Origin of the sequence: Actinocorallia libanotica (genome assembly GCF_039525175.1) — a bacterium.
Taxonomy (GTDB): Bacteria; Actinomycetota; Actinomycetes; order Streptosporangiales; family Streptosporangiaceae; genus Actinocorallia; species Actinocorallia libanotica.
On the sequence record NZ_BAAAHH010000041.1, the window covers coordinates 18,221 to 43,755 of the forward strand.

Sequence of the window (25,535 nt, forward strand, 5' to 3'; positions counted from 1 at the left end):
CCGGAAACCCGGGCGAAACGTACGTTTGCTCGCCGTGCGAGACACTGACCGGGATCTCATCACCAACCACCCCCGTATGTTGGCGCGAAGCGGTCAACCTACCGTTCTCCGTCCGCCGGTTGACGGCCGGGGTTGTGCACTTCAAGCCATTTCCAGCGATCGGCCCGGTTACTCGTCACACGCGCGTTTCGTCCGTCACATTCGCGAGCGGCAGGGTCAGCCGCAACCGCGCCCCGCCTCCGGCCCGGGACCGGGCGCTGATATCGCCTCCCTGGGCCGTGGCCAGCCGTTTGACGATGTAGAGGCCCAGTCCGACACCACCGAATCTGCGGCGGTCCCCCGCCTCGCCCTGCACGAAGCGTTCGAAGATCCGCTCATGGTCGCCCTCGGCGATGCCCACTCCCTCGTCGTCCACGGTCACCACCAGCAGGTCGTCCTCCAGCGCCGCCTCCACCGCGATCAGGCCGCCCGAGGGCGAGTACTTGCAGGCGTTCTCCACCAGCTGGCCCACGATGATATCGGTGGCCATCGGATCGCCCAGCGCCCGCGGCAGCCCCTCGGGGACCCGCACCTCCAGCCGGTGCAGCTCCGACAGCGGCTGGAAGGCGGGGACGACCCGCCGCAGCAGCCCGCCCACGTCGAACGGCTCGCGCACCACCGGCAGCTCCTCCGCGCCCGCCCTGGAGCCCATCAGCAGCTGCTCGACCAGGCGGCCCAGCGCCCTGGCCCGGTCGGCGATCGTGCCGACCGCCTTGCGCCGCTCGGCCTCCGGCAGCTCCTCCCAGCGGTTGACCAGGGTCTCGGCGAAGCCCCGCACCACGGTGATCGGGGTGCGCAGCTCGTGGCTGGTCGTGGCCAGGAAGAGGTCCTTGGACTCCTCCAGCTCCTTGGCCTCGGTGACGTCGCGGAAGTCGATCACCAGCTCGCCGGTCTCCGGGATGGGCGCGCACAGGACGTCCAGCCAGACGCCGTTGGGCAGCTGCAGCGTGGTCTCTCCGCCGGGGACGTGGTCGAACGGCAGGGAACCGCCCAGGACCGCCTCGGCCGGCATCCCGGTGAGCCTGGCGGCCGCCGGGTTCCACTGGCAGACCCGGCCCTCGGCGTCCAGCACCGCGATCCCGTCGACGCTGGCGTCGATCACGGCCCGTTCGTGCGCCCGCTGCCGGACGACCTCCTGGTAGGACATGACGTTGCCGACCGCGACGCCCGCGTGCCCGGCCAGCAGCTCCAGCAGCTCCAGCTCGGTGTGGCCGGCCGCGCGGCCCGCGAACAGCGCGTAGAGGGCGCCGTAGGGGCGCTCCCCCAGGAAGGCCAGGCCCAGCGCGACCATCCGCAGGCCGGGCAGCGCCCGCCAGATCAGGTCGTCCAGCCGGGGCCGGGTGGCCAGCAGGACGGGCCGGTCGGCGCGCAGGAGCTCCTCCACCAGGCTGTCGTGCAGCTCCACCGACGTGCCGAGCAGATCACCGGGCAGGCCGCGGGCCGAGACCAGCCGCAGCCGGTCCTCCTCGATCCGCACGAACCCCGCGGCGTCGGCTCCGGTGAGCTCCAGCACCGCCGCGGTGATCCGGTCCAGCACCCGGTCGAGGTCGTGCTGGGCGTTCAGGTCGCCGAGGATGTCGTTCAGCCGCCGGACGAGCCGCGCCTTCTCGGCGGCGACGTGCTGGTCGGCCTCGGTGACCCGGTGGTAGACGCTGACCCAGCCCAGCAGCGCGCCGCCGGAGTCGCGCAGCGCGCTGGTGTCGATCCGGACGTCGACCAGCCGCCGCTCCCGGGTGAGCCGCCGCGTCCCGATCGAGATCTGCGGCCCCTCCCGCACCCGCTCCAGCACCGCGTTGTGCTCGGCCTTGAGCTCGTCGGGGACCATCGGCACCACCCGGCCGAGCACCTCCTCGGCCGTCCAGCCGAACAGGCGCTCGGCGGCGGGGTTCCAGGCCACGACGCACAACCCCTCGTCGAAGGCCACCACCGGATCGGCCGCGCAGCGGAGCACGGCGCTTGCCGTCGAGTCTGGGACGTCCGAGAGCACCCCGTCATGGTGCCACCATCCCCGCTCCGCCACCCGCGACCTGACCGGATCGCGATGGAACTCTAGGCCCGCCGGCCGATCCGACCCACCAGGAACGCGGCGAACCCGGCGGCCAGGAACGACAGCAGGGAGGCGCTCATCCACGGCTGGGGCGTGAAGTGGAGCAGGTCCTGCACGTCGGTCCACAGGCCGCTCCACCAGCTGACGGTGCCGGGGTTGATCAGCTGGTAGACGGCGAAGCCGGCCAGCCAGGCGGCGATCATGCTCCAGCGGGAGGGCGCGTCGGGGGAGGTGTCCCAGGAGCCGCGGGCGCGCAGGAAGAAGTCCGCGGCCAGGACGCCGAGCATCGGCACGAAGACCGAGCCGATCAGGCTGAGGAAGCCCGCGTAGTCGCCCATGTTCAGGCCGAGCGCCAGCACGGTGATCAGGACGCCGAGCCCGACGCTGAGGACGCGGCGGTCCAGGCGCGGCAGCAGGTTCTGGATGGACAGCGCGGTCGAGTAGACGTTGGCGAACGACTGGTCGGCCTCGCGCAGGACGAAGACGAAGAAGAACACCGCGCCGAGCGTCACGGTGAGGAACGGCTGGTAGACCCCCTCGCCCTGGACCGCGAACGCCAGGGCGAACAGGCCCAGGACGTAGGCGACGATCTGGGTGAGCGCGTACGCGCCGCTCGCCGCGCCGAAGGCCGCCTTCTCGCTGCGGGAGTGGCGGGTGTAGTCGGCGGCCAGCGGCACCCAGGAGATCGAGACGGCCAGCGCGGCGTCGGTGGCGAGCCAGAACATGCTCCAGTCCGTGCCGAACGGGGCGCCGCCGGACGGGCCGGGGTTGTCCGTGAGGTCGGGCAGGCCCTCCCGGAAGAACTGGAGGTAGAACCAGCCGAGCGCGATGACCACCGCGACGGTCACGAACCGGCGCAGCAGCCGCACCGAGCCCAGCGGCCAGATCGTCAGGACGGTGGTCAGCACCCCGGCCGCCACCACGTACAGCCAGCGGGGGCCGCCGCCGAAGAGCTCCCCGGCGGCCTCCGCGATCACGATCAGCTCGAACGTGCCCCAGCCGATGAGCTGGGCGACGTTCAGGACGGTCGGCACGTAGGAGAGCCGGGCGCCGAACAGGCCGCGCAGCAGCACCATCGCGGGACGGCCGGTGCGGGCGCCGGGCACCGCCGCCAGGCCGAGCATGAGGCCGCCGAGCAGCGTGCCCACGGTCATCGCGACGATGCCCGCGGCGATGGACAGCCGCAGCGCCCCGTCGACGTCCGGGGCGAGCACCGTGTAGGCGCCGGAGAAGGCGAACAGGCTGACGCCCAGGTTGGCCCAGAAGGCGCTCTGGTCCCAGAAGGACAGCACCCTGGGGGCGGGCTCGTCGAGCGTCAACGGCGCCTCGTGGGCGTCCGGGCGCGCGGAGGCCACGCCCCCGCGCACCGGTTCGTCGCCGTTTTCGAGCATGGCTGGGGGCATGGCGGAAGCACTCTCCCTACGCCGGCATTACCCGGACAGGTTCATGCGGTCGGCGACGCACGGGGTCGCCCTCTCAGCCCGGCCCTCGGCCCGAGCTCCCGCGGTGTGATCAGAACGCTTGAATGATACCCATACGGGACGAATCGGATCTAGGCCACGTAAGGCTCTCCGGCCTGCTCCGCCACCATCGGCCTGCCATGATGGGCCCATGCCATCATCCCGCCGTCCACGTTGGAGGCCTGCCAGCCGGCGTTGTTGAGGGCGATCGTGACCTGCGCGGAGCGCCCGCCGACCCGGCAGATCACGTAGACCTCGCGATCCTGCGGGATCTCGCCGGCCCGGTCCCGCAACTGGCTCATCGGAATGTGCACCGCGTCGGGCGCGTGTCCGGCCGTCCATTCCTCCGGTTCGCGCACGTCCAGCAGATACGCGTCCCGCGGCACCGCCGCGGCGTCGACGGAGGGTACGTTGTCCCCGAAGCTCATCACCACTCCCATGGATCTTCTGTCTCGACCACGACGTGCGAGGTGTCCTTTGCCCAGATCGGCGGCCACGGCCCTCCTGCTGGCCACGGCGACCCTGGTCGCGACCGGTGCCTGCGGGGCGAAGAAGGCCGAGACCGGGGACTCTACCGTCGCCGGCCCGCCCACCTCGCTCGCGGCCCAGGTGAACCGGCTCACCATCACGTTGAAGAAGTCGCCCACCTCCGACCCGCAGAGCTGGACGCTGACCTGCGACCCGCCGGGCGGCGACCACCCCGCGCCCCGCAAGGCCTGCGCGCAGCTGGCCAAGTCGGGCGCCAAGACCTTCGCGCCGCCGCCCTCGGACGCCGTCTGCACCGAGATCTACGGCGGGCCCGAGCAGGGCACGGTCGAGGGCGTCTGGCGCGGCTCCAAGGTCCGCGCCACCTACCAGCGCAAGGACGGATGCGACCTGGACCGCTGGGCCCAGGTCAGCGAGCTCTTCGGCGAGCTGCCCCGCGTCCGCTGACCCGCGTCCCAGGGTTTTCCACAGGCCCCGGGCGCTCCTCCACGGGTTTTCCCCAGTTATCCCCAGCCCTGTGGAAGCCTGTGGACAAGGCCTGTGGATAACTTGCCGTGAGACCGGAAACCCTGCCATCCGAGCCGTCAAAAAGCATCAAACCCAGACATAGCTCCCGAGCTTTTCCCCTGAGGATATCCACAGCGCCTGTGGATAAGTTTTCCCCAGGGTGCATCCGCACGCCCGGAACCGGATGCGGGCCGATCGGCCCGGTCCCCACCCGGCCCGGAACGCGGCGTCGGCTCAGGAGGTGAGAGCGGTGCGGAGGGCGGCCCGGGCCGGGAGCGCGGTGGCGACCAGGGCCAGGACGCCGGCCGCGAGGACGATCGCCAGGAGGGCGGACGGGGGGACATGGGGGCGGGCGAGACCCGTCATGCCCCGGCTGAAGGCGGTGAGGACGACCAGGGCGATGGCGGAGCCGAGGACCGCGGCGACCGCCGTGGCCGCGAGGGCCTCCCAGCGGGACATGCGCAGGACCTGGCGCCGGGTGGCGCCGGACAGGCGGAGGAGCGCGAACTCGCGGCCCCGCTCGGCGGTCGACATGGCCAGGGTGTTGACGACGGCTATCGCGGCGAAGGCGATGATCAGCCCCATGGCCACGTAGTTGACCTCGGCGTTGTTCTGCGCGGGGGCGGCGGCACCGTAGGGGTCGTCGACGTGGCGGGCGAGCAGGCCGCGGTCGAAGAGGAGGTCGCCGAAGGCCAGGTCGCGGGTGTAGACGGCGATGACCTCGAACTCCCCGGGGGTGCCGTCGCCCAGAGTCAGCCGGACGATGTCGCCGACCTCGCGGTCCATGCGCTCGCCGACGGCGACCGTGCGCTCGTCGAGGTCCGCCAGATCCCCGGAGCGCACGCCCGGGTCCACGGCCCGCGGGTCGACGCCCTGGGCGGCGTACCTGCCCAGACCGACCCGCACGGAGGTGTGGACGGCCGGCGCTGACGTCCTCGTGCCCGCACGGTGCTCGTCCTCGGCCGCCTTCTCCATGGTCGTCCGGGTGAACAGGATCGTGGCGGACAGCGCGATCATCAGGGTGAGCGGCGTCAGCACCGACGCGAACCGGCTCGCCCTCGTCCTGAGGTTGGCGGCGGCCAGGTGCCCCACCGCGCCGTCCAGCCGCAGCAGCGGGCCCAGGACCGCCGCCGCGATCCGGACGATCATCGGGCCGAGCACGGCGACGGCCATCGTCCACAGGAGCGCGGCGAGCACGACCACCGGGCTGGAGGCGGCCTCGGTGTCCAGCCCGCTCAGCACCAGCGTCAGGGCGATCGATCCGGCGAGGAGCACCGCCCCCGCCACCAGCCGGGGCAGGCCCGGACGCGCGGGTTCGAGCGCGGCCGCGCCGAGCGCCTCCACGGGGCGGATCCGGATGACGCGCCGGGCCGAGAGCCGCGCCGCGGCCCAGGCCGTCACGGCGGTCGCGACGAGCGCGGCGAAGACGGGGAACGGGCTGCGGACGAGCGCGAGGTTCTCGGGCATCGCGCCGAGCTCGACGAACCTCGTCCGCAACCACCCGGCGAGCAGCAGGCCCGCCGCCGAACCCGGCAGCGCCGCGGCGAGACCGACGAGCAGCGTCTCCCCGCCGATCATCTCGCGGAGCTGGCGGGGCGTGGCCGCCACCGCGCGGAGCACCGCGATCTCCCGCTGCCGCTGCTGGATCGTCAGGGCCAGCGTCCCGACGACCACGAGGACGGCGACCAGCAGCGACGTCCCGCCCAGCGCCCCGCCGAGGCTGATGAGCCTGACCCGGGCGTTCTCGGCGCCGAGGAACTCGACCCTGCCCCGCGCGTCGCCGGTGTGCGCGGTGGCGGTGGTGCCCTCCAGCGCCCGGGAGACGTCCACGGCGGGGAAGACGCCGATCGCGGTGAGCATCCCCGGCCGCCCGGCCAGCCGCCCGGCCTCCTCCGTGGTGAAGAACAGGGCGGCCTGGTACTCCGGTTCCTGCGCGGTGATGCCGGAGACGCGGTAGATGCCCGTCCCCAGATCCACCTCGTCACCGGGCGAAAGGCCCTTCAGCCCGGCGGTCCGCGCGTCGACGACGAGATCGCGCGCGTCACGCGGAGCGACGCCTTGCCGCAGGGTGAAGGGGGTGAGGCCCGCCGACTCCCAGCCGTGCCCCCACGCCTGCGCGACGCCGGGCAGCCGCACCGGGAACGTGACCTCGGTGACGACGCGCTCCACCCCGGGCACGGACCCGATCCGGTCGGCGAGCTCCGCCGGGATCCATGCCCGCTCGGCGATCGGCTTGGCCTTCTCCTTGGCCTTGCCCTTCTTGACCTCGGTCTCCCGCACGTACTGGTCGCCCGAGACGATCAGCGGGGCGCCCGCGTACCGTTCGGGGGCGATCCGGCCGCGCAGCCCGGTGTCCAGGAGGGTGCCGCAGGCCGTCACCAGGGCGGCGGCGCAGAACAGCGCGAGGAAGGCGCCGGCGAAGGCGGCCTTGCGGGCGCGGAGCGAGGCGAGGACGAGGGTCAGCATCAGTTCCACGCCCCCAGCCGGGTCATCCGGGCCGCGACGGCGTCGGCGGTCGGCTCGTCCAACTCGTCCACGATCCGGCCGTCGGCGAGGAGGAGCACCCGGTCCGCGAACGAGGCGGCCAGGGGGTCGTGGGTGACCATGACGACGGTCTGGCCGGTCGCGTCCACGGTCTCGCGGAGCAGGGTCAGCACCTGGCGGGCGGTCACCGTGTCCAGCGCGCCGGTCGGCTCGTCGCCGAAGACCACCTCGGGGCGGGTGGCCAGCGCCCGGGCGAGCGCCACGCGCTGCTGCTGGCCGCCGGACAGCTCGGCGGGCCGGTGCCCGATCCGCTCCTTCAGGCCCACCCGTTCGATCACCTCCGCCAGCCATGCCCGATCGGGGCGCGTCCCGGAGAGGCGGAACGGGAGGGTGATGTTCTGCTCGACGGTCAGCGACGGGACGAGGTTGAACGCCTGGAAGACGAAACCGACACGTTCGCGGCGCAACTCCGTCAGCCGCGTCTCGTTCATCCCGGACAGCTCCGTCCCGCCCAGCCGCACCGAGCCGGAACTCGGCGTGTCCAGCCCCGCGGCGCACTGGAGGAACGTGCTCTTCCCCGACCCCGACGGCCCCATCACCGCGGTGAACCCGCCCCTGCGGAGCCCCACCGTCACCTCTCGGAGCGCCGCCACGGCGTTCCCGCCCCTGCCGTAGACCTTGCTCACCGCGTCCAGACGCACAGCTTCATCCATGGCAGAAAGCCTGCCGACCTGGGCGTTCACCGACCAGAGAGACGATCACCGATCGACCATGACATTTTCACTGGTAGACCTGAAGCCGTGATCAAGGTACTGCTCGCCGAGGACCAGCACGTGGTGCGCGCCGCCCTCGCCGCCCTCCTCGACCTGGAGCCCGACCTCACCGTGGTCGCCCAGGCGGGACGCGGCGACGAGGTCGTCCCCCGGGCGCTCGCCGCCGCCCCCGACGTCGCCGTCCTGGACGTCGACATGCCCGGCCTGGACGGCCTGGAGGCCGCCGCCCTGCTGCGCGAGGAGCTCCCCTCCTGCCGGACGCTGATGCTCACCGGCAACGGCAGGCCCGGCCACCTCCGGCGCGCGCTGGCCGCGGGCGTCACCGGCTTCCTCCTGAAGACCGCCCCGCCCGACGAACTCGCCGACGCCATCCGCTCCACCGCCGCCGGACGGCGGGTCCTCGACCCGTCCCTCGCCGCCGCCGCCTGGGACCTGGCCGACAACCCCCTCACCCCCCGCGAGACCGAGATCCTGCGCCTCGCCGCCACCGGCGCCGAGCCCGACGAGATCGCCGCGACCCTGTTCCTCTCCTCGGGCACCGTCCGCAACAACCTGACGTCCGTCGTCACCAAACTCAACGCCCGAGGCCGCCCCGACGCCCTTCGCATCGCCACCGAAGCCGGGTGGATCTAGCTCCCCGCAGGGCCGCGCGTCCAACCGGTCTCCGACCGACGCAGACCCGCCCCGGCCGCACCGGACTCCCGCCCCCGACCCACGAGGCCCCGCGGGCTTCCACCGGGCCTCAGGACGGTGCGGGATCCGGTATCGGGCTCGCGGACGGTGCCCCGGCCGGGTCCGTGGCCGGGTCCGTGGCCGGGGAGGCAGGGGGGACCGTCGCCTCGATGCGGAAGAGGCCGGGCCCGGTGGTGACGGACAGGGTGCCGCCCAGTTCCGCCAGGCGGGTGGTGAGGTTGCCCAGGCCGGAGCCCGGGGGGCCGGTCCTTCCCCGGGGGGCGTCGTTCTCGACGGTCAGCGTCGTGGGGGTCGAGGCGATGCGGCAGGTCGAGGCGCTGCTGTGGCGCAGGATGTTGGTCACCGATTCGCGGACGACGATGCCGTAGACGGTGTCGAGCCGTTCGGGCAGGTCTCCGTGCGCCGCCTCGAACCGGGGGTCGATGCCGGCGCTGGCGAGGACGTCGCGGGCCCGGGCCAGCTCCCCGTCCAGAGTCGTGCCTCGGGAGGGCGCCAGCTCGTCCTTGGCGAGCTCGGCCATCTCGACGAGTTCGGCCAGCTCGCGGGCCGCCCGCTCGGGCGGCAGGCGGCGGGCGAGCTCGCCCTTGAGGAGGATCGCGGCCATGGTGTGACCGAGGATGTCGTGCAGGTCGCGGGCCGTGCGCAGGCGTTCCCGGACGGTCGCCGCCCTGGCCAGCTCCTCGCCGGCCTCCTGCATCTCCCTGATGACCCGGGCCAGGCGCACCAGCACGAAGACGACGACACCGCTGACCAGGGTGCTGATCGTGTGGTTGGCCACCGCCGCCGGTTCGAGGCCGTGGCCGTGGGCGGCCCAGGCGACGCCCGCCATGATGGCGAGCACGAACGGGATCGGCCTGGCGAACGCCACCATCAGCGTGCCGGCCAGGAAACCGGGGACGCCCAGCCAGGCCTCGCCGAACCAGATCATCGGCAGGTAGGCGAGGGCCGCCTCGGCGGCCAGCGACCACCGCCAGGCCCGGGGCCGTTCCGGTCCGCGCCAGCGCAGCGCCAGGAAGGCGAAGGCCGCCAGGCAGGCGGTCGCTGCCGCGAGGGACGCACCCCACGGGATCATGAGCAGCGCCTTCAGGCAGAACCCCGTCAGGACGGTCGCCAGCAGCGCGACCGACAGGCGGTGGGCCGCCGGGTCGGTGGGAGGCGGCTCCCGTTCGACGGCCGCGGCCTCGACGAAGAAGGTGCCGTCGGGGTCGAGGCCCGTGCGCAGCGTGCCGCCCGCGGCCTCGATCCGCTCTCCGGCGCGCAGCAGCGCGTCGGTGCCCAGCGCGGCGTTCGAGACGCCGTCGTGGGAAACGCGGAGCCCCACCATGCCGTCGTCGCCGTTCCACGTCCTGATCGTGCAATGCGTGGCCGTGCCCTGCCGCACGACGTCCGTCACGGCCTCCCGCAGCACGACCGCGAGCAGCGTCCCGGCCGAGTCGAGCGGCTCCCGGTGGGCGGTGTCGACGGTCACGCTGATTCCCGCCGACCTCAGCAGCGCCTCCGCGGTCGCCGTCTCGGGCCGCAGGGACAGACTCCGCAGGTCCAGGGCCACCGCTCGGACGTCCGCCGCCGTCCTGCGCGCGCCCTCGATCATCCCCGCGACGAGTTCGGGGCGTTCCAGCGCGGCCCGTCCTTCGCGCGCGATCTCCTCTAGCCCGCTGCCGAGCCGTCCGTTCAGCTCCTCCGCGAGCCGCAGCCGCTCCCGCTCGACCGCCGAGGCCGCCACCGCGCCCCGCGTCGCCTCGAGGTCCTGCGTCCGCCGCAGGAGGACGACCGTGACGGCGACGACCCCCGCCGTCAGCCCGACGGTGATGGCCGAGGACAGCGCCTCATCCGGCGCGCGGACCGTTCCGATCACCAGGGCCGCGAGCAGGATCAGCGCGGCGGCCCCCCGCCGCCGCGCGACCGCGGCGATCCCGGCGACCGGCGCGACCAGCGCGGGCGAGAGCCCGAACCCGAGCACGCTCCCCAGCGCCACGACCGCCTGGCCGAGGAGCAGCCGTTCGTCCGCCCGCCACCACAACCACGCGGCCTGCAGGCCGAGCACCACCAGCACGGCCGGCAGGCCCCAACCGCGGGCTCCCAGCAGGTGCACCGCCCCGAACGCCCCCAGGACCACGGCCACCAGCGGCCGTGCCCCGATCCCGCGAGCCCGTCCCCCCATCCCGATCACCATCCCGCCCGCCATCCTGCCGCACCCCCGTCCGCCCCTTCGGCCCTGATCCCACATCTGTGGACCGTCCGGCACGCGGCGGCGTGCTCGGGAGAGAGAAGCCCCGGATACCGATCCCACCTGCTCAGTCGGGGTACCACCCGAACGATCAAGATCTCGAACACCGAGGAACCCGCCATGGCCGCCACCGCACCGCCTCCGCCGGGCCGCGCCCTGCCCGCCGACCTGGCGCTGACCGCGCTGGCGCCCATGTCATGGGGCACCACCTACGTCATCACCACCACCCTGCTGCCGCCCGAACGCCCGCTGCTGGCGGCCATGCTGCGCGCGCTGCCAGCGGGGCTCCTCCTGCTCGCCCTGGCGCCCCGGATGCCGCGGGGGCGGTGGTGGCCGCGGCTTCTCGTCCTGGCCCTGCTGAACTTCGGGGCGTTCTTCCCGCTGCTGTTCGTCGCCGCCTACCGGCTTCCCGGCGGGGTCGCCTCGACGATCAACGCGCTGCAACCGCTGCTCGTGGCGTTCTTCGCGTTCACCGTCACACGGGTGCGGCCACGGGCGGCCGCCCTGGGAGCGGCGGTCACCGGGGCGGCGGGGGTGGCCCTGATGACGCTGACGGCCGAGGCGCGCCTGGACGGCACCGGCATCCTGTCCATGGTCACCGCGCTGACCCTGATGAGCCTGGCGATCGTCCTGAACAAGAAGTGGGGGCTGCCGCCGGAGATGGGGCTGCTGACGTTCACCGCCTGGCAGCTCTCCCTCGGGGGGCTCATGCTCGTGCCCCTCACCCTGGCCGTCGAGGGGCCTCCCGCCGCCCTCACCGCGCAGAACATCCTGGGCTTCACGCTGATGGGCGGCCTCGGCACCGCGCTGGCCTACGTCCTGTGGTTCCGCGGCATCGACCGGCTGCCCGCCACCTCCGTGGCGCTGCTCGTCCTGTGCAATCCCCTGGTCGCCACCCTGGCGGGCTACTGGATCCTGCACCAGACGCTGACCGCGGGGCAGCTCGCGGGCTTCGCCGTCGCGCTGGGCTCCCTGGTCGCCGGGCAGCTCGCCCAGGCCGCCGCGCCGCCGGACGGGAGGCGGCGCGCCGCGGTCAGCGGGGGTCGCCGAGCCTGACCAGGGAGGCCGCGTGCCCCACCACCGCGTCCAGGTCGTCGCCGAGGGCGCCGGAGAGCCACTGGTGGGCCAGCTCCACCATCGCGCCGGTGAACATCGCGGCGCTCACCTTCGCCCGGCAGGGGTCGGCCTCGGGACGGGACTGCGCGTTCTGCTGCAGCACCGCGTCCATCAGCGCGCTCTGGGTGTCGCGGCGCCGCGCCGTCAGCACGGGGTGATGGCGTCCCTCGGTGAACAGCACACGGCCCCGGCGCGGGTCGGCCGAGCTGAACTCCAGGACGCCGTGGACACCGGCCCTGAGCCGGGCCGACAGGTCGTCCCCCGCCGCCGCCAGCTCACCCAGCAGCCGCTCGGCCAGTTCCGCCTCCACCTTGTCGTACACGGCGCCGAGCAGTTCGCCGGTGTCGGCGAAGTTCTCGTAGAAGTAGCGGGCGTGCAGCCGCGCCTCCCGGCACACCGCGCGCACCGAGACGGCCGCCTCGCCGCCGGTGCCGAACAGCGCGAACGCCGCGGCCACCAGCAGGGAACGCCGTTCGCTGCGGCGGTCGGCCAGGGAGACGCCCGCCCAGCGGGTCGCCGACGGCTCCCTCTCGCGCACCATCGCCCCACCCTATCCCGGCGACTCTGGCTACACATGTGGCCAGAATTTCCCTAGACTGGCCACACCCGTAGCCAGAAGGGGAGTCGCCATGTTCCCGCCGTCCCTGCCCCTGCCCCACGAACTGCTCACCCGGCCGCTGGCCGCCAGGTTCGAGGACTTCTTCGACGCCCAGGTGCGCTCCCGATACTTCAAGGGCCTCGAGTTCGCCGGTCCCGAAGGCGACCCCGGCTGGTTCGGGCCGGACAGCGCCGTCTGGTACGTGCACTCGCACTTCCCGACCCTGGCGTTCGGCCTGGCGTGCGCGTCCTACATCGAGGGCCTGGACCCGAGCATCTTCTGGATGGCGGCCGACCACGTCCGGTTCGTCGTCAGGGACGCCGAGGGCAGGCCCACCGGGCAGATCGACCCGGAGGGCGCGGCCGTGCGCTTCGGGCACTCCCTTTCGTTCTTCATCGGCACCGCCTACGGCTCCACCGAGACCGCCGAACGCCTCGCCCGCACCGTCCGCGCCATGCACCACACCGTCAAGGGCACCCGCCCCGACGGCCTCCCCTACGACGCCGACGACCCCGAATGGCTGCGCTGGAACTACGCCACCGTCGTCTGGGGCATCGCCACCGCGCACGAGCGCTACCACCCCCGCCCGCTCCGCGGCGCCGAACTCGACCGCTACTACGGGGAGTTCGTGCGCGTCGGCCACGCCCTGGGCGGCACCGACCTGCCCGCCACCAAGGCCGAGACCCTCGACTGCCTGCACTCCTACCTGCCCAGGCTGGCCGTCACCCCCGGCAAGGCCGAACGCACCGACCCCAACCTGCGCGGCGCCCAGACCGGTCCCCTGGACAACCCGTTCATGGACTGGGCCATCCGCGACACCCTTCCCAGGTGGGCGGCCCGCATGGTCATGTACCAGCGCCCCAACCCCATAGAGCTGCGCGCCCGCCGCAGCGCCCTGTGGACCGTCCTCAACTCCCTGCACGCCGTCACCGGCCCGCTCCCGGAGTTCCGCCAGGCCCAGGCCCGGGTCGCCGGCGGCACCGCCGTCCCGCACACCGAACCCGCCTACGTGCTCGGCAGCGACCCCGAGCGCACCCGCGAGGAGGTCGAGGCGGACGCCTGACCCCGGCGACGGCCGCCGGTCACCGGCATGATGGTGCGGAGACCGTAGGCGACGTTTCCGGGGTGACCGTGATCAAAGTGCTGCTGGCCGAGGACATGCACCTCATCCGGGGCGCGCTGGCCGCGCTGATCGACCTGGAGGACGACATGCGGGTCGTCGGCCAGGTGTCCACCGGGGACGACGCCGTCGCCCGGGGGGTCGAGCTGCGCCCCGACGTGGCGGTGCTGGACGTCCGGATGCCGGGGCGGCTGGACGGGTTGGGGGCGGCGCGGGAGCTGCGGGAGCGGGTGCCGCAGTGCGCGCTGCTCATGCTGACCTCGGCGGGAAGGGCCGAGACGCTGCGCAGATCGCTGGCGGCGGGGGCACGGGGCTTCATGCTGAAGGACGCGCCGCCCGCCCGGCTGGCCGAGGCGATCCGGCGGGTCGCGGCGGGCGAGACCGTCGTCGACCCGGATCTGGCGGCCGCGGCGATCACCGGGCCGCCCAACCCGCTGAGCCCTCGCGAGGCGGAGGTGCTGCGCAAGGCGGGGGAGGGCGCGGACCTCAAGGAGATCGCGGCCGAGCTGTTCCTCAGCAAGGGCACCGTGCGCAACTACCTCGGCGCGATCGTCACGAAGCTAGACGCCCGCAACAGGCTCGACGCCGTCCGCATCGCCGCGGAGAACGGCTGGATATAGAACCGTCAGCGCGTACTCGCCTCCGCTCTCCCCGGCGGTGAGCGTGCCGCCCGCGGCGGTCACGCGGGCGGTGAGATTGGCGGTGCCTCTACCGGCTCCCCTGGTCGCGGAGGCTCCATCGTTGACGATCTGGAGCCCGTCTCGGGTGATCTCGATACGGCAGCGGGTGGCCGAGCTGTGCCGCAGCACGTTGGTGACGGCCTCGCGCAGCACGACCGCCAGCAGCGCATCGTCCCGTTCCGACGTCCGGTGGACGGTGACCTCCACGCCCGACGCCGCCAGAAGCGACCGGGACGAGTGCAGTTCTTCCGCGAGCGAGAGGTGCGGATCCGGCTCGTCGGGGATGGCGCGCAGCGCGGACAGGGACCGGCGCGCGATCCCCGCGATCTCCGCGAACTGCTCCCCCGCGGCCTGCGACGCGAGCCTCCCGGCCAGCTCCGCCTTGACCGTGATGGCGGACAGGCCGTAGCCGAGGAGGTCGTGGACATCGCGGGAGATGCGCCTGCGCTCGTCCGCGGCGGCGAGCGCGGCCAGCGTGCGGCGCGCCTCGTGCGCCCGGAAGACCAGCGCCGTCTGCGTGGCCAGCCCGTAGAGCATCGCGGCGACGGCGACGGTGTTGAACGTCCAGTAGAGGTTCTCGGCGGGAGAGTACCCGCGAGCGGCCAGGACGACGGCCACCGCGGCCGTGACCACGCCCGCCGCAGGCCACCAGGCCCGCCCCAGCACGAGGAAGCCACCGACGGCGAACCCGGCGAGCTGCGGATAGGCCTGCCCCGGATACAGAAGCACGACGACGGCGAGCACGAGCTGCACCGAAGCCGTCCACCGGACGACGCGTGCCTGACGGCGCACTACCCGCGGCTGAACGCGCGCTGACGCGCGCTCAACGAACCACCGGACGACGCGTGCTGACGTGCGCTCAACGAACCACTGGACGACGTGCGCCTGGCGGGGCGCCGGCAGGGGGCGGGGTAGTGCGTGGTGGAGGTGGAGGCCGAGGGTCGCGGTGGCGAGGAGGGCGGGGGCGGGGCTGCCGCCGAGGTAGATGAGGGCGGTCATGAGGTAGCCGGCGTGGACGACGAGGAGGATCGGCAGCGCGAGGCGGGGGGTGAGGTCCGGCTCGGGAAGGGGGGTGCCCGGGGTGTCGGGGACGGCACGGGCCCGGGCCGCGGCGGCGCGGGAGGTCTCGGCTGTCCGGGCGGCGTCGCCGCGGGCGGCCAGGGCGATGATCGCGGACAGGGCGGTGCCGAGGGCGGTCTGCAGTTCGCGGGCGGCCCGCGCGCGCTCGGCGGCGACCGTCCGGGCGGCGAGTTCGGCGCGGGTGGCGTGGAGGGCGGCGCGGGTGTCGCCGAGCCGCGTCACCCCGAACAGGACGAGGCCCTGGCACACCGCGTTCAGCAGCGCGAGGGTCTTCTCGAACGGCGTCGCGGGCGCGAGCAGCACCGCCGTCACGGCCACGGCGGCGAACAGGCACCAGCGCGCGGCGCCGCGCAGGAGGAGCAGCGCCGACGCCGCGACCATGCCCGCCGCCGCGGGCCCCGCCCAGGGGAGGAGCAGGAGCTGCGCCGCCAGCGTCCGGCGCTTCCGCCAGGGCGTGAGGCAGTGGAGCAGCTGGAGGGCCAGGACGAGGGCGAACGGCGGGTCCGGCACCGGATCGAGCGGATCGAACGCGACGCCCGCGAGCACCACCAGAACGATCACCACGGGTGCACCATATGTCCAAATCGCGCATTCTCCACGGCCTACCGGGTTACCGGGCACTGATGCTGGAAGCACCGCTTTCGCCAGGCTGAACGGCATGAAGAAAGCGCTCGCCGCAGCCCTCGCCGCCCTCTGCCTCCAGGCGGCGCCGCTCCCCGCCCACGCCTCCGCCGGGACGGACGACCTGGCCGAGCTGATCGACGGCGCCGTGCCCGCGCTGCTGGCCGAGGACGAGATCCCCGGCGCCGCCGTGGTCGTCGTGGCGAACGGGAAGGCGGTGTTCAGCAAGGGATACGGTCTCGCCGACGTCGCCTCGGGACGGCCGGTCGACACCGAGACGCCCTTCCTCACCGGCTCGCTGGCCAAGGTCTTCACCGCTGAGGCCGCCCTGCGCCTGGTCCAGGAGGGCAAGCTCGACCTGCGCGCCGACGTCAACCGCTATCTCACCGCGTTCCGGATCGAGGACTCCTATCCGGGCCGTCCGGTGACCCTGGAACACCTGCTCACCCACACCGCGGGCTTCGACGACGACCTCGTCGGACTGGCCGAGGAGAACCCGGCGGACCTCCCCTCACTCGTCGAGAGCCTCAAGGAGCGCCGGCCGCCCCGCGTCCGCCCGCCCGGCTCCCGGATCGCCTACGACAACTACGCCCTCGCCCTGGCCGGACACCTCGTCGAGACGGCCTCAGGCCTCCCGTACGCCCGGTACGTCGCCGAGCAGGTGTTCGCCGCCCACGGGATGACCGGCTCGACCGCGGCGCTCCCGCATCCCTCCGGCGTCGCAGAGCGCCTCGCCCGCGGCTACCGGCCCGAAAACGGCGGCCAGACCGAGCAGAAGGGCCAGTACGCCCCCTGGACGCCCTCGGGGACCGGACCCGCCGTCACCCCCGCCGACATGGCCCGCTACATGATCGGCCAGCTGCGGGGCGGGCCGGTCGCCGAGCTGATGCAGGAGCGCCGTTTCACCGCCGACGACCGGATGCCCGGCATGGGCTACGTGCTCGAAGAACGGCCGCGCAACGGCCGCCGGCTCCTCTACAAGGACGGAGACGTTCCCGGCTACCACAGCGCCATGGCCCTCATGCCCGACCAGGATTTCGGTGTCTACGTGGTCTTCAACGGCGACGGAACGGCCGGAGCCGCTCCCTGGGACGCGCAGAGGCTCCTCGACCAGATCATCGACCGGCGCTTCCCCGCCTCACCGGCCGCCGATCCCGCCCCGGTCACCGCGGACGTCTCCGCCTACGCGGGCTCCTACCGTTCCGCCCGCACCAGCCGTACCAGCCTGATGAAGGCCGCGGCCCTGTTCTCAGCCCCGACCGTGGAGGCGCACGCCGACGGCACCCTCACCACCACCGGCCTCTCCCCGGACCCCGAGCGGTGGACCCAGCACTGGATCCCGGTCGCCCCCGGCCTCTTCCAGGAGCGCGGCGGCCAAGCCCGCATCTCCTTCCCCGGCGACGGCGTCCTCGTCTCCTCCGCGCTTCCCAGCGAGGTCTACGAGAGACTCCCCTGGTACGACGCCCCGTCCCTGCACCTCCCCTTGTTCGCCGCCGGCGCCCTCGTCCTGCTCCTGGCAGCCCTCGGCATCCCCGTCACCGCCGCCGTCCGCCGGGTCCGGGGAGCCCGCTCGGCGGCGCCCGCGCGGCTCGCCGCCCTCACCGCCTGGGCCGGGGCCGTCCTGGCCACCGCCTTCCTCGGCGGTTTCGCCCTCCTGATGGCGGACCCGAACGTCAGCGGCGCGGCGCTCCCCCTGAACTCCCCGGAGCTGGCCGTCCTGCCCGTCCTGGCCACCCTCGCGCTGATCTGCGCCGCGCCCGTGCTCCCCGCCGCCGTGCTCGCCTGGCGCGGCCGCTGGTGGTCCCCCGTCCTCCGCTCCGCCTACTCCCTGATCGCGGTGGCCGCCCTCGGGTTCTTCGCGGTCGCCTTCGCCTACAACCTCCTCCTCTTCTGAAGAGGCCGGGAGGCCACGACCCTCGCCGCAGGTCGGGAAAGTCCTGCCCTTTCTCCTCTGATCGCGGGGACCTTCGTCCCCCGCTTCCCGGAACCCTGTCCCGCGGAGCCGGAGGCTGCTGGAATGGAAGGGCAGTCCATCCCGAGGGGGCGTGATGGCGGCGGTGACGAGTGCCGTGGAAGCGGCGCGAGAGGCGATCGAGGCGGCGGTGTGGGCGCCGTCGATCCACAACACCCAGCCGTGGCGGTTCTCGACCGAGGAGCTGCCCGACGGGATGCGGATCAGCCTGCACGCCGACCCGGACCGGCGGCTGGAGGTCGCCGACCCGGACGGCCGCGAGCTGGCGATCAGCTGCGGGACCGCGCTGGAGGTCCTGCGGATCGCCGTGCTGGCCGGCGGGTTCGCGCCGCAGGTGCACACCCTGCCCGACCCCGACCGGCCCGGCCTGCTGGCCGACGTGACGGTCCGGGAGCGCACCGAGGCGGCGCCCGACAACGAGCGGCTGTTCGAGCAGGTGCGCCGGCGCCGCACCCACCGCGGCGCCTTCCCCTCCGGCGGCCCGCCCCGGCACCTGCTGGCGGCCCTGGTCGAGGAGGCGCGCCGGGAGAACGCCTCCCTGCGGGTGGTCACCGACACCCGCGAGATCACCGCGTTGGGCGCCCTGACGGAGACCGCCGAGCAGTTCCAGCGGCTCGACTCCGCCTACCAGGACGAACTCGACCACTGGAGTCCCGCGTTCGGCAGCCGGCGGCAGGACGGCGTCCCGGACACCGCCTACCCGCTGGAGCAGCAGCACACCGAACCGCACTTCGCCCAGCGCGACTTCGGCCGGGGCCGCGACCAGGGCACGGACGTCGGCGAGGAGGTGCCCGGGGTGACCGGGACCGTGCTGGTCCTGGAGACGGACCGGGACGACCGCGCCGCCTGGATCGCCGCGGGGCAGGCGCTGGAGCGGGTGCTCCTGCGCGCCGCCGCCGACCGCTACTCGGCGGCCCTGCACACCCAGGCCCTGGAGGTGCCCGCGACCCGGGAGATGATCCGCCAGGAGATCTGCCAGGGCCGCCACCCCCAGGTCATCATGCGGCTGGGGCGCACTGGTCCCGCCTTCACCTCCACGCGCAGGCCCGCCGCCGAGGTCACCGACGACTGAGCGCCGCGGTCGACCGTCGCGGCCCATCCTCGCGAACACCCGTACCGCCGAGCCCGTCGAGCGGCTCAGGACGCCGAGTCGGCGGCCTCTCCGTTTCGCGTCCCTTTCGCCCCTTGACGGGGAGAGCGGCCGCGTGTGATTTTGAATCGGTTTCAAAAACCGTTTCTCAAAATCGTTCGGACGGAGGGCGGGCTTGGCTGCACAGCCGGAGCGGGCCGGGTTGTCGACGGTCCTGGAGTATCCGTACACGCGCACGACCGGACCGGTCGTGGGGGCGTTCCTCGGCGGGCTCGGCCGGGGGCGGCTGCTGGGGTCGCGGATCGGCGGCAGGGTGATCTGCCCGCCGGTGGAGTACGACCCGGAGACCGGGCACCGGGTCGAGGCCGACCTGGTGCCCGTGGGGCCGGGCGGTTCGGTGGCGGTGTGGACGTGGGTGCGGGAGCCGACGGCGCGGCACCCGTTCGACCGGCCGTTCGCGTTCGCGCTGATCCTGCTCGACGGGGCCGACACGCCGTTCGTGCACGCGGTCGACGCGGGCTCGGCGGAGCTGATGTCGTGCGGGATGCGGGTCACGGCGCGGTTCGCGGACGAGCCCGCCGGGGCGATCACCGATGTGGTCTTCGTCCCCGAGGGGTCGGAACCGGGCGGTTCGCCCGCGGCCGAGGCCGAACCGGTGACGACCACCACGCACCTCATCTCGCTGCGGTACTCCCAGCCGCTGCACCCCCACCGGCAGCGGTTCGTGGACGGACTGCGGGCGGGCCGGATCATCGGGCAGCGCTCGCCGGTGAGCGGTCTGGTGTACGTGCCCGGGCGCGGCCACGACCAGCTCGAGCGCGTCACGATGGGCGAGGAGCACGACACGGCGGTGGCCGACCGGGGCACCGTCACCTCGTTCACCGAGATCACGCCCGTCCAGTACCACGGCCAGAAGGAGACCGAGCCCTACATCCGGGCGTCGATCCTCCTGGACGGGGCCAGCGCGCCGATCACCGGTGTGGACGTCCGGTCGATCCCGCTGGCCCGGTTCCGGGTCGGGTTGCGGCTGCAGGCGGTCTGGCGGCCCGAGGACGAGCGCGACACCTCCGGGTTCGACAACTGGGCCGTCGGCGGCTGGGAAGGGGTCTTCGCCCGGTGGGAGCCGACCGGTGAGCCCGACGTCGATTCCGCACTACTCGAGGAGCACGTGTTTTGACCAGTTCCCCCGGGCGTCCCGTCGCGATCGTCGCGGCGGCGAGCGCCCTGCACCCGGTCTACCACGGGCCCGAGGCCACGCTGGTGATGACCTGCGTGAACGAGGTGCGGCAGGCGGCCGGCGTCGACCGCGTCGACTTCACCATGGCGGGCAGCTGCGACTACCTGGCGGGCTCGCCGTTCGTGTTCGTCATGAACATCGAGGGCATGGGAGCGTGGCCGCCCATCTACGAGAGCCACGTGGAGATGGACGGCGCGTGGGCGCTGTTCGAGGCGTGGCTGCGGCTCCAGGTCGGAGACGTGGACACCGCGCTGGTCGTCGGTTCGGGCCGCCCGTCGGTCGGGAACCAGCGCGAGGTCTTCAGCCTCCAGACCGACCCGTACACGATGGCTCCGCTCGGGCTCGACCCGGTGTCGCTGGCCGGGCTCCAGGCGCGGGCCCTGCTGGAGGCCGGGATCGCGACCGAGGCCGACTTCGCCGCCGCGGCCGGACGAGCCCTCCCCGGCATGGATCCCGGCGACCTCCTGGCCGCGCCCTACTTCAACGACCCGCTGCGGTCCCACGACGTCGCGACGCCGACCGACGGGGCGGCGGCGGTCCTGCTGGTCGCCGGGGACCGGGTCGCGGAGTTCACCGACACGCCCGTGTGGATCACCGGCATGGACCACCGCGTCGAATCCCACCACCTGGGCCTGCGCGACCTGACCCGCTCCCCCTCGGCCGCCGCGGCCGCGGCGCACGCGGGCGCGGCGGACGGCCCGATCGACGTCGCCGAGCTGATGGTCGTGCACAGCCCCGAGGAGATCGTGCTGCGGAACGCGCTCGGGCTCGGCGCGGACACCCGGATCAACCCGTCCGGCGGGCCGTTCGCCGCGAACCCGATCATGGCGACCGGCCTGATGCGGGTCGTGGAGGTCGCCCGGCGCATCGCCTCCGGAGAGGCGCGGCGCGGCCTGGCGCACGCCTCCAGCGGCCCGTGCCTGCAGCAGAACCTCGTCGCCGTCCTGGAAGGAGAGCTCTGATGGCCCGCCCCTGTGCCGTGGTCGGCATCGGACAGACCGACTACCGGCGACGCCTGGAGGTGAGCCTGGAGGGCCTGGTGCGCTGGGCCGCCCTGGAGGCGCTCGCCGACGCCGGACTGACCTTCGCCGACATCGACGCCGTCGTCATCGGCAAGGCGCCCGACCTGCTCGAAGGCGTCATGATGCCCGAGCTGTCCCTCGCCGACGCCCTGGGCGCGGTCGGCAAGCCCATCCACCGGGTGCACACCGCCGGATCCGTCGGAGCCGCCACCGCCATCAGCGGCGCCACCATGATCGAATCCGGCCGCTACGACCGCGTCCTGGTCGTCTGCTACGAGAAGCAGTCCGAAGGCAACGCCACCTGGGCGCTGTCGGGCGGCAGGTCCGGCGGGCAGGGCGCGGGAGGCACCTTCGCCCCCTGGATCCGCGGCTACATCAAGCGCTCCGGCGCCCCCGAGCACATCGGCTGGAAGGTCGCGGTCAAGGACCGCCGGAACGCGCTGCGCAACCCGCACGCCCACCTGCGCATCCCCGACATCTCCCTGGAGAAGGTCAAAGAGTCGCCGATGCTCTGGGAGCCCCTCCGCTTCCTGGAGTCCTGCCCGTCCTCCGACGGGGCGGCGGCCGTCGTCCTGGCCTCGGAGGACGCCGCCCGCAGGGGTCCCTCCAAGCCCGCCTGGATCATCTCCCACGCCAAGCGCAGCGAGTACTCCTCCTTCCCCGGCCGCGACCCGATCCGCCCCCGGGCGGGCGTCGACTGCGCCGAGGCGCTCTACCGCAAGGCCGGCATCACCGACCCGCTGCGGCAGATCGACTGCGCCGAGCTCTACGTCCCCTTCTCCTGGTACGAGCCGATGTGGCTGGAAGGCCATCTGCTCGCCGCCCAGGGCGAGGGCTGGAAGCTCACCGACGGCGGCGCGACGGAACTGGGCGGCTCCTTCCCCGTCAACCCCTCCGGCGGGGTGCTCTCCTCCAACCCCATCGGCGCCTCGGGACTGGTGCGCTGCCTGGAGGCCGCCCGCCAGGTCCGCGGCACCGCGGGCGAGCACCAGGTGGACGGCGCCCGTATCGCGCTCGGCCACGCCTACGGCGGCGCGGCCCAGTACTTCGCCATGTGGCTGGTGAGCTCCGAACTCCAGCCTGAACTCCGCTGACCGTCCCGACCCTGGAGGGGACAGCCATGTCTGCCGCGGTCGTCGGGGTGCCCGACGAGCGGTGGGACGGGGCCGTCAAAGCCGTGACCGCGCCCCGGCCCGGCGGCCTTCCGGCAGGTGAGCGCGGCGAGGCGCCGTGGAACGTGCGTGAGACGATGAGGCCAGACAGCCGCGGCGACAGCCGCCCGACTCCCGGAGCGCCGTGACCAAGAGCCAGCCGCCTGCGGCCGACGGACGGTCGGCCCGTTCCCGGCCGTCCTCCAGGGGCGGGCGGCCGGCCCGCATCGACCGGGCCGCGATCGCCCGGGCGGCGGGCGAGATCCCCCTGGCCGAGCTCAGCATGCGCTCGGTCGCCGAACGGCTCGGCGTCACCGTCTCCAGCCTGTACCACTACGTCGCCGGGCGCGACGAGCTGTTCGCCCTCGCCGCCGAGCAGACCGTCCGCCGCCTGGCCCACCCCGTCGACCGCGGCCAGCACTGGGCCGTCTGGTTCTACGAGTGGGCCGTCTACATCCGCAGCGCCTTCGTGGCGGACCCCGGCCTCCTGAAGCAGTACGTCGACGGTGTCATAGGCGTCGAGGCGATGGCCGAGAACCTCAACGCCGCCCTCGACCTCTGCGTCCGCCAGGGCTTCAGCGTCTCCGCCGCCCTGCGCACCTACGAGCTCGTCTCCGAGTGCGCCCTGGGATCGGCCATCACCCAGATCCGCGGCGACCACGCCCGCGCCACCGGCCGCAGCGTGGACCGCGTGATCCGCCGGATGATCGTCGACGGCGACCGCCCGCTGCCCCGGCTCGAGTTCCTCCTCACCGGCGGCACCATCGAGCAGACCTTCCCCTTCCCCGACCAGATCACCACCGTCCTCCTCGGCGTGGCGCTCCAACGCGACGAGAACGTCGCGGAGATCCGGGACCTGCTCCGCGCCGAGAGCCGGGCGGGTGCGGAGAGGACCCGCCCGGCCTCGTGAGCGGCGGCCGGGGGATCAGGCGAGGCGGAAGGCGGAGACGAAGTCCCAGATCACCTCGTTGGCGTCGATGTCATGGGTCGTCCCGCCCAGGAAGGGGCCCAGGAAGGGCAGGCCGCCGGGCCAGTTGTGCCCGCCGCCCTTGATCTCGTAGAGCTCGACCGGAGCGTCGGCGGGACAGCCGTCGTGGACGTGGCGGACGACGGTGGTGTTGTCCCTCGGGTCCTTGTCGGGCAGAGGCGTGGCGGTGGAGGTGGCGGAGCAGGTGTTGTTCCCGGCCCAGAAGGCGGCGGCGGGCGCGACGGTGGAGTAGGGGACGATGGTGTCGGTGGTGCCGTGGAGCATCACGATGGGGACCTTGCGGCCGGGCTCGCAGGCCGGGATGTCGCTGAGCTGGCCGGCGACGGCGGCGTAGGCGGCGAAGCGCTCGTTGACGCAGGCCAGCCTGCTGGTGAAGAAACCGCCGTTGCTCATGCCCGAGGCGTACAGCCGCGCGGGGTCGGCGTTGAACCGGGTGATGAGGATGTCCTGGAGCCTGCGGATGAATCCCGGGTCGTCCAGGTCGGGGGAGGGAGTCCCGGCGGGGACGCCCTGCCAGCCCCGCCCGTAGTGCTCGGGCGTGATCATGATGAAGCCGCGGGTCTGCGCGTAGTCGGCCATGCGGCCGTAGAACTCGGCCATCCCGGGTGTCTCGAAGAGGCCCGGAAAGTGGAAGAGGACGGGTCGGGGCGTGCCGTCGTAGTCGTCGGGCAGCCGCAGGACGGCGTTGCGGGCCTTGCCCGCGTGGGTGATGCGGATGGCGTGGTCGCCGGGATCGGGCCAGCGGTCCAGGAGGGTGAGGGAGACGTTCCGCGCCTCGGACGCCGAACCCCGGCGGACGGTGGCGTTCCCCTGCCAGGTGACGGTGCCGTCGGCGGGCGTCTTGACGCCGCCCGTCACCTTGGCCGAGATCTGCACACCGGCGCCGGGGTCCTGAAGGGACAGGGTCCCGGTCAGGCCAAGGACGCCGCGGGTGATGTCGACGGTGAAGGTCGCCTCACCGCCTTCCGCGCCGGGGAGCGTCGCGGTGCCCTGGATCTTCCGGGTGGCGAAGGTGCTGACGTTGTCGGTGACGACGATGCCACCGCCGACGACGTCGGCGTCGATCCGGTAGGCGGGGGTTCCGGCGGCATTGAGCGTGATCCGGTCCGCGCCGGGTTCGGCGGCGGACACGGGGGCGGGCGTCCCGAAGCAGAGGGACGCGGCGGGCAGCAGCGCGAGGACCGCTGTCCAGCGCCTGCGGCGCAGGCGCGACGGGGGGTGGAGGGCCATGCGTTCAGCGTAGGAACACAGCCGCGGCACGTATTGTGCCCAGCGCTCAATCTCCGGAGCGCGACCCGTTCGCGCGGACGGACATCCGTCCGTCCGCACTACCGCGCGGCACGGCGGCGCTCCTCCGGGAGACCGGCCGGGAGCACCGCGGCCGGCCGGTCGGATTGATCAGGAATCGAGAAGCGCGGTCCACCCGGCCCGCAATAGCTTGACGATTAACGCCGTCCGATCACGAGCCGACCGGGAGCCGATGCCTTATGCCAAAGAAACAAAGGATCGCCTACTGGGCTTCCACCCTCGTTCTCGCATCGGGACTGGCCGGCTCCGGGATTCAGCAGCTCTTGAGGACGGAGGGCAGGGAAGCACTGGCTCCCCCCTACGCCTGGGGCATTGCGGAACTGGGCTATCCCGTCTATGTCCTCACGATCCTTGGCATGTGGAAGGTCCTGGGAGTGCTGGCGCTCCTGGTCCCCGGGCAGCCGCTGCTCAAGGAGTGGGCGTACGCGGGTGTCTTCTTCCTGCTCACGGGAGGGATGTTCTCGCACCTCGCCTCCGGCGACCCCTGGTACCAATTGCTTCCGGCACTCTTCCTTCTGGTTTTCACGATGATTTCCTGGTACTTCAGACCGGCGGACAGGAAACTGCAGGGGCACGGGGTGAGCGTCGGTCAGGAATCGAGACAGCCGCGGGGAACCTTCGGCCTCCAGGACCTCACCGGAGAACCGGTCACCGGACACGGCTACGAAAGATCATGAAACACCGAACGGCCCCGACGCTTTCGCGTCGGGGCCGTTCGGCCACGCGGTGGGGGCGACTTTCGTCGCCACCCCAGGGTGGGGTACCGACGAAACCCTGTGACCAGCCGTTTCGCTCGGGCCGTCGTCAGCGGTTTCCACGCTAGGAAAGATCATTTT

At 73.2% G+C, this 25,535-nt stretch carries 21 protein-coding genes and 1 riboswitch; of the genes, 12 read left to right on the top strand and 9 right to left on the bottom strand.

Going from position 1 to position 25,535, the window contains the following annotated elements; genetic code table 11:
- Positions 1-175: 175 nt before the first annotated feature.
- The 3 genes from ABD140_RS33625 to ABD140_RS33635 form a co-directional block, all read right to left on the bottom strand.
- A complete protein-coding gene (locus ABD140_RS33625; RefSeq protein WP_344245840.1) occupies positions 176-1,990 on the bottom strand; it encodes an ATP-binding protein in 1,815 nt (604 codons plus the stop codon).
- Between the two features lie 98 nt (positions 1,991-2,088).
- Positions 2,089-3,477, bottom strand: a complete 1,389-nt coding sequence (locus tag ABD140_RS33630; protein WP_344245842.1) for a purine-cytosine permease family protein — start codon at positions 3,475-3,477, stop codon at positions 2,089-2,091.
- A 7-nt stretch (positions 3,478-3,484) separates the two neighbouring features.
- Positions 3,485-3,601, bottom strand: a riboswitch (TPP riboswitch).
- Between the two features lie 37 nt (positions 3,602-3,638).
- The gene (locus ABD140_RS33635) at positions 3,639-3,974 is read right to left on the bottom strand and encodes a rhodanese-like domain-containing protein (RefSeq protein ID WP_344245844.1); all 336 of its coding nucleotides are present in this window, start codon (positions 3,972-3,974) and stop codon (positions 3,639-3,641) included.
- Positions 3,975-4,023: 49 nt separating this feature from the next.
- Between ABD140_RS33635 and ABD140_RS33640 the strand changes: the two genes are divergently transcribed.
- Positions 4,024-4,479 carry an SSI family serine proteinase inhibitor gene (locus tag ABD140_RS33640; RefSeq protein WP_344245846.1) on the top strand — a complete coding sequence of 152 codons (456 nt, stop codon included), beginning with the start codon at positions 4,024-4,026 and terminating at the stop codon, positions 4,477-4,479.
- A gap of 294 nt (positions 4,480-4,773) precedes the next feature.
- Here the strand turns inward: ABD140_RS33640 and ABD140_RS33645 are convergent, their stop codons facing one another.
- A complete protein-coding gene (locus tag ABD140_RS33645; protein WP_344245905.1) occupies positions 4,774-7,005 on the bottom strand; it encodes an FtsX-like permease family protein in 2,232 nt (743 codons plus the stop codon).
- A complete protein-coding gene (locus tag ABD140_RS33650; RefSeq protein WP_344245848.1) occupies positions 7,005-7,736 on the bottom strand; it encodes an ABC transporter ATP-binding protein in 732 nt (243 codons plus the stop codon). The genes ABD140_RS33645 and ABD140_RS33650 overlap by 1 nt, the downstream gene beginning before the upstream one ends.
- Positions 7,737-7,823: 87 nt before the next feature.
- Here ABD140_RS33650 and ABD140_RS33655 point away from each other — a divergent pair, with 87 nt between their 5' ends.
- Positions 7,824-8,429: a response regulator transcription factor gene (locus ABD140_RS33655; protein WP_344245850.1), complete on the top strand. Its 606-nt coding sequence runs from the start codon at positions 7,824-7,826 to the stop codon at positions 8,427-8,429.
- Positions 8,430-8,538: 109 nt separating this feature from the next.
- On the opposite strand, the gene ABD140_RS33660 is transcribed toward ABD140_RS33655, so the two are convergent.
- On the bottom strand, positions 8,539-10,650 hold the full coding sequence (locus ABD140_RS33660) for a sensor histidine kinase (protein ID WP_344245852.1): 2,112 nt from the start codon (positions 10,648-10,650) through the stop codon (positions 8,539-8,541).
- Between the two features lie 186 nt (positions 10,651-10,836).
- Between ABD140_RS33660 and ABD140_RS33665 the strand changes: the two genes are divergently transcribed.
- Entirely contained in the window at positions 10,837-11,772 is a 936-nt protein-coding gene (locus ABD140_RS33665) for an EamA family transporter (protein WP_344245854.1), read from the top strand.
- Here the strand turns inward: ABD140_RS33665 and ABD140_RS33670 are convergent.
- Positions 11,750-12,373 (bottom strand): TetR/AcrR family transcriptional regulator, encoded by a 624-nt coding sequence (locus ABD140_RS33670; RefSeq protein WP_344245856.1) that lies wholly within the window; start codon positions 12,371-12,373, stop codon positions 11,750-11,752. The genes ABD140_RS33665 and ABD140_RS33670 overlap by 23 nt on opposite strands.
- 88 nt (positions 12,374-12,461) lie before the next feature.
- On the opposite strand from ABD140_RS33670, the gene ABD140_RS33675 reads away from it, so the two are divergent.
- Together ABD140_RS33675 and ABD140_RS33680 are read left to right on the top strand one after the other, a co-directional pair.
- The gene (locus tag ABD140_RS33675) at positions 12,462-13,493 is read left to right on the top strand and encodes an oxygenase MpaB family protein (protein WP_344245858.1); all 1,032 of its coding nucleotides are present in this window, start codon (positions 12,462-12,464) and stop codon (positions 13,491-13,493) included.
- A gap of 68 nt (positions 13,494-13,561) precedes the next feature.
- Positions 13,562-14,170, top strand: coding sequence for a response regulator transcription factor (locus ABD140_RS33680; RefSeq protein WP_486303353.1), 609 nt, complete (start codon positions 13,562-13,564; stop codon positions 14,168-14,170).
- Here ABD140_RS33680 and ABD140_RS33685 read toward each other — a convergent pair.
- Positions 14,111-15,874 (bottom strand): sensor histidine kinase, encoded by a 1,764-nt coding sequence (locus ABD140_RS33685; protein ID WP_344245862.1) that lies wholly within the window; start codon positions 15,872-15,874, stop codon positions 14,111-14,113. The genes ABD140_RS33680 and ABD140_RS33685 overlap by 60 nt on opposite strands.
- 94 nt (positions 15,875-15,968) lie before the next feature.
- Here ABD140_RS33685 and ABD140_RS33690 point away from each other — a divergent pair, with 94 nt between their 5' ends.
- From ABD140_RS33690 to ABD140_RS33715, 6 genes are all read left to right on the top strand, one after another.
- On the top strand, positions 15,969-17,825 hold the full coding sequence (locus tag ABD140_RS33690) for a serine hydrolase domain-containing protein (protein ID WP_344245864.1): 1,857 nt from the start codon (positions 15,969-15,971) through the stop codon (positions 17,823-17,825).
- A 175-nt stretch (positions 17,826-18,000) separates the two neighbouring features.
- Positions 18,001-18,975 (top strand): Acg family FMN-binding oxidoreductase, encoded by a 975-nt coding sequence (locus tag ABD140_RS33695; RefSeq protein WP_344245866.1) that lies wholly within the window; start codon positions 18,001-18,003, stop codon positions 18,973-18,975.
- A gap of 193 nt (positions 18,976-19,168) precedes the next feature.
- A complete protein-coding gene (locus tag ABD140_RS33700) occupies positions 19,169-20,170 on the top strand; it encodes an OB-fold domain-containing protein (RefSeq protein ID WP_344245868.1) in 1,002 nt (333 codons plus the stop codon).
- On the top strand, positions 20,167-21,192 hold the full coding sequence (locus ABD140_RS33705) for a lipid-transfer protein (RefSeq protein ID WP_344245870.1): 1,026 nt from the start codon (positions 20,167-20,169) through the stop codon (positions 21,190-21,192). The genes ABD140_RS33700 and ABD140_RS33705 overlap by 4 nt, the downstream gene beginning before the upstream one ends.
- Entirely contained in the window at positions 21,192-22,346 is a 1,155-nt protein-coding gene (locus tag ABD140_RS33710; protein WP_344245872.1) for a thiolase domain-containing protein, read from the top strand. The genes ABD140_RS33705 and ABD140_RS33710 overlap by 1 nt, the downstream gene beginning before the upstream one ends.
- A gap of 202 nt (positions 22,347-22,548) precedes the next feature.
- The gene (locus ABD140_RS33715; protein WP_344245874.1) at positions 22,549-23,313 is read left to right on the top strand and encodes a TetR/AcrR family transcriptional regulator; all 765 of its coding nucleotides are present in this window, start codon (positions 22,549-22,551) and stop codon (positions 23,311-23,313) included.
- 15 nt (positions 23,314-23,328) lie between these two features.
- Here the strand turns inward: ABD140_RS33715 and ABD140_RS33720 are convergent, their stop codons facing one another.
- Positions 23,329-24,621, bottom strand: coding sequence for a CE1 family esterase (locus ABD140_RS33720; RefSeq protein ID WP_344245876.1), 1,293 nt, complete (start codon positions 24,619-24,621; stop codon positions 23,329-23,331).
- A gap of 257 nt (positions 24,622-24,878) precedes the next feature.
- On the opposite strand from ABD140_RS33720, the gene ABD140_RS33725 reads away from it, so the two are divergent.
- Positions 24,879-25,376: a DoxX family protein gene (locus tag ABD140_RS33725; RefSeq protein ID WP_344245878.1), complete on the top strand. Its 498-nt coding sequence runs from the start codon at positions 24,879-24,881 to the stop codon at positions 25,374-25,376.
- The last annotated feature ends 159 nt before the right edge of the window (positions 25,377-25,535 follow it).

Bases quoted from the DNA above. Each gene is read 5' to 3' on its own strand.
- ABD140_RS33710 (WP_344245872.1), top strand. From the start codon at position 21,192: ATGGCCCGCCCCTGTGCCGTGGTCGGCATCGGACAGACCGACTACCGG.
- ABD140_RS33675 (WP_344245858.1), top strand. From the start codon at position 12,462: ATGTTCCCGCCGTCCCTGCCCCTGCCCCACGAACTGCTCACCCGGCCG.
- ABD140_RS33725 (WP_344245878.1), top strand. From the start codon at position 24,879: ATGCCAAAGAAACAAAGGATCGCCTACTGGGCTTCCACCCTCGTTCTC.
- ABD140_RS33660 (WP_344245852.1), bottom strand. From the start codon at position 10,650: ATGGGGGGACGGGCTCGCGGGATCGGGGCACGGCCGCTGGTGGCCGTG.
- ABD140_RS33630 (WP_344245842.1), bottom strand. From the start codon at position 3,477: ATGCTCGAAAACGGCGACGAACCGGTGCGCGGGGGCGTGGCCTCCGCG.
- ABD140_RS33690 (WP_344245864.1), top strand. From the start codon at position 15,969: ATGAAGAAAGCGCTCGCCGCAGCCCTCGCCGCCCTCTGCCTCCAGGCG.
- ABD140_RS33650 (WP_344245848.1), bottom strand. From the start codon at position 7,736: ATGGATGAAGCTGTGCGTCTGGACGCGGTGAGCAAGGTCTACGGCAGG.
- ABD140_RS33670 (WP_344245856.1), bottom strand. From the start codon at position 12,373: ATGGTGCGCGAGAGGGAGCCGTCGGCGACCCGCTGGGCGGGCGTCTCC.
- ABD140_RS33635 (WP_344245844.1), bottom strand. From the start codon at position 3,974: ATGAGCTTCGGGGACAACGTACCCTCCGTCGACGCCGCGGCGGTGCCG.
- ABD140_RS33720 (WP_344245876.1), bottom strand. From the start codon at position 24,621: ATGGCCCTCCACCCCCCGTCGCGCCTGCGCCGCAGGCGCTGGACAGCG.
- ABD140_RS33645 (WP_344245905.1), bottom strand. From the start codon at position 7,005: ATGCTGACCCTCGTCCTCGCCTCGCTCCGCGCCCGCAAGGCCGCCTTC.
- ABD140_RS33665 (WP_344245854.1), top strand. From the start codon at position 10,837: ATGGCCGCCACCGCACCGCCTCCGCCGGGCCGCGCCCTGCCCGCCGAC.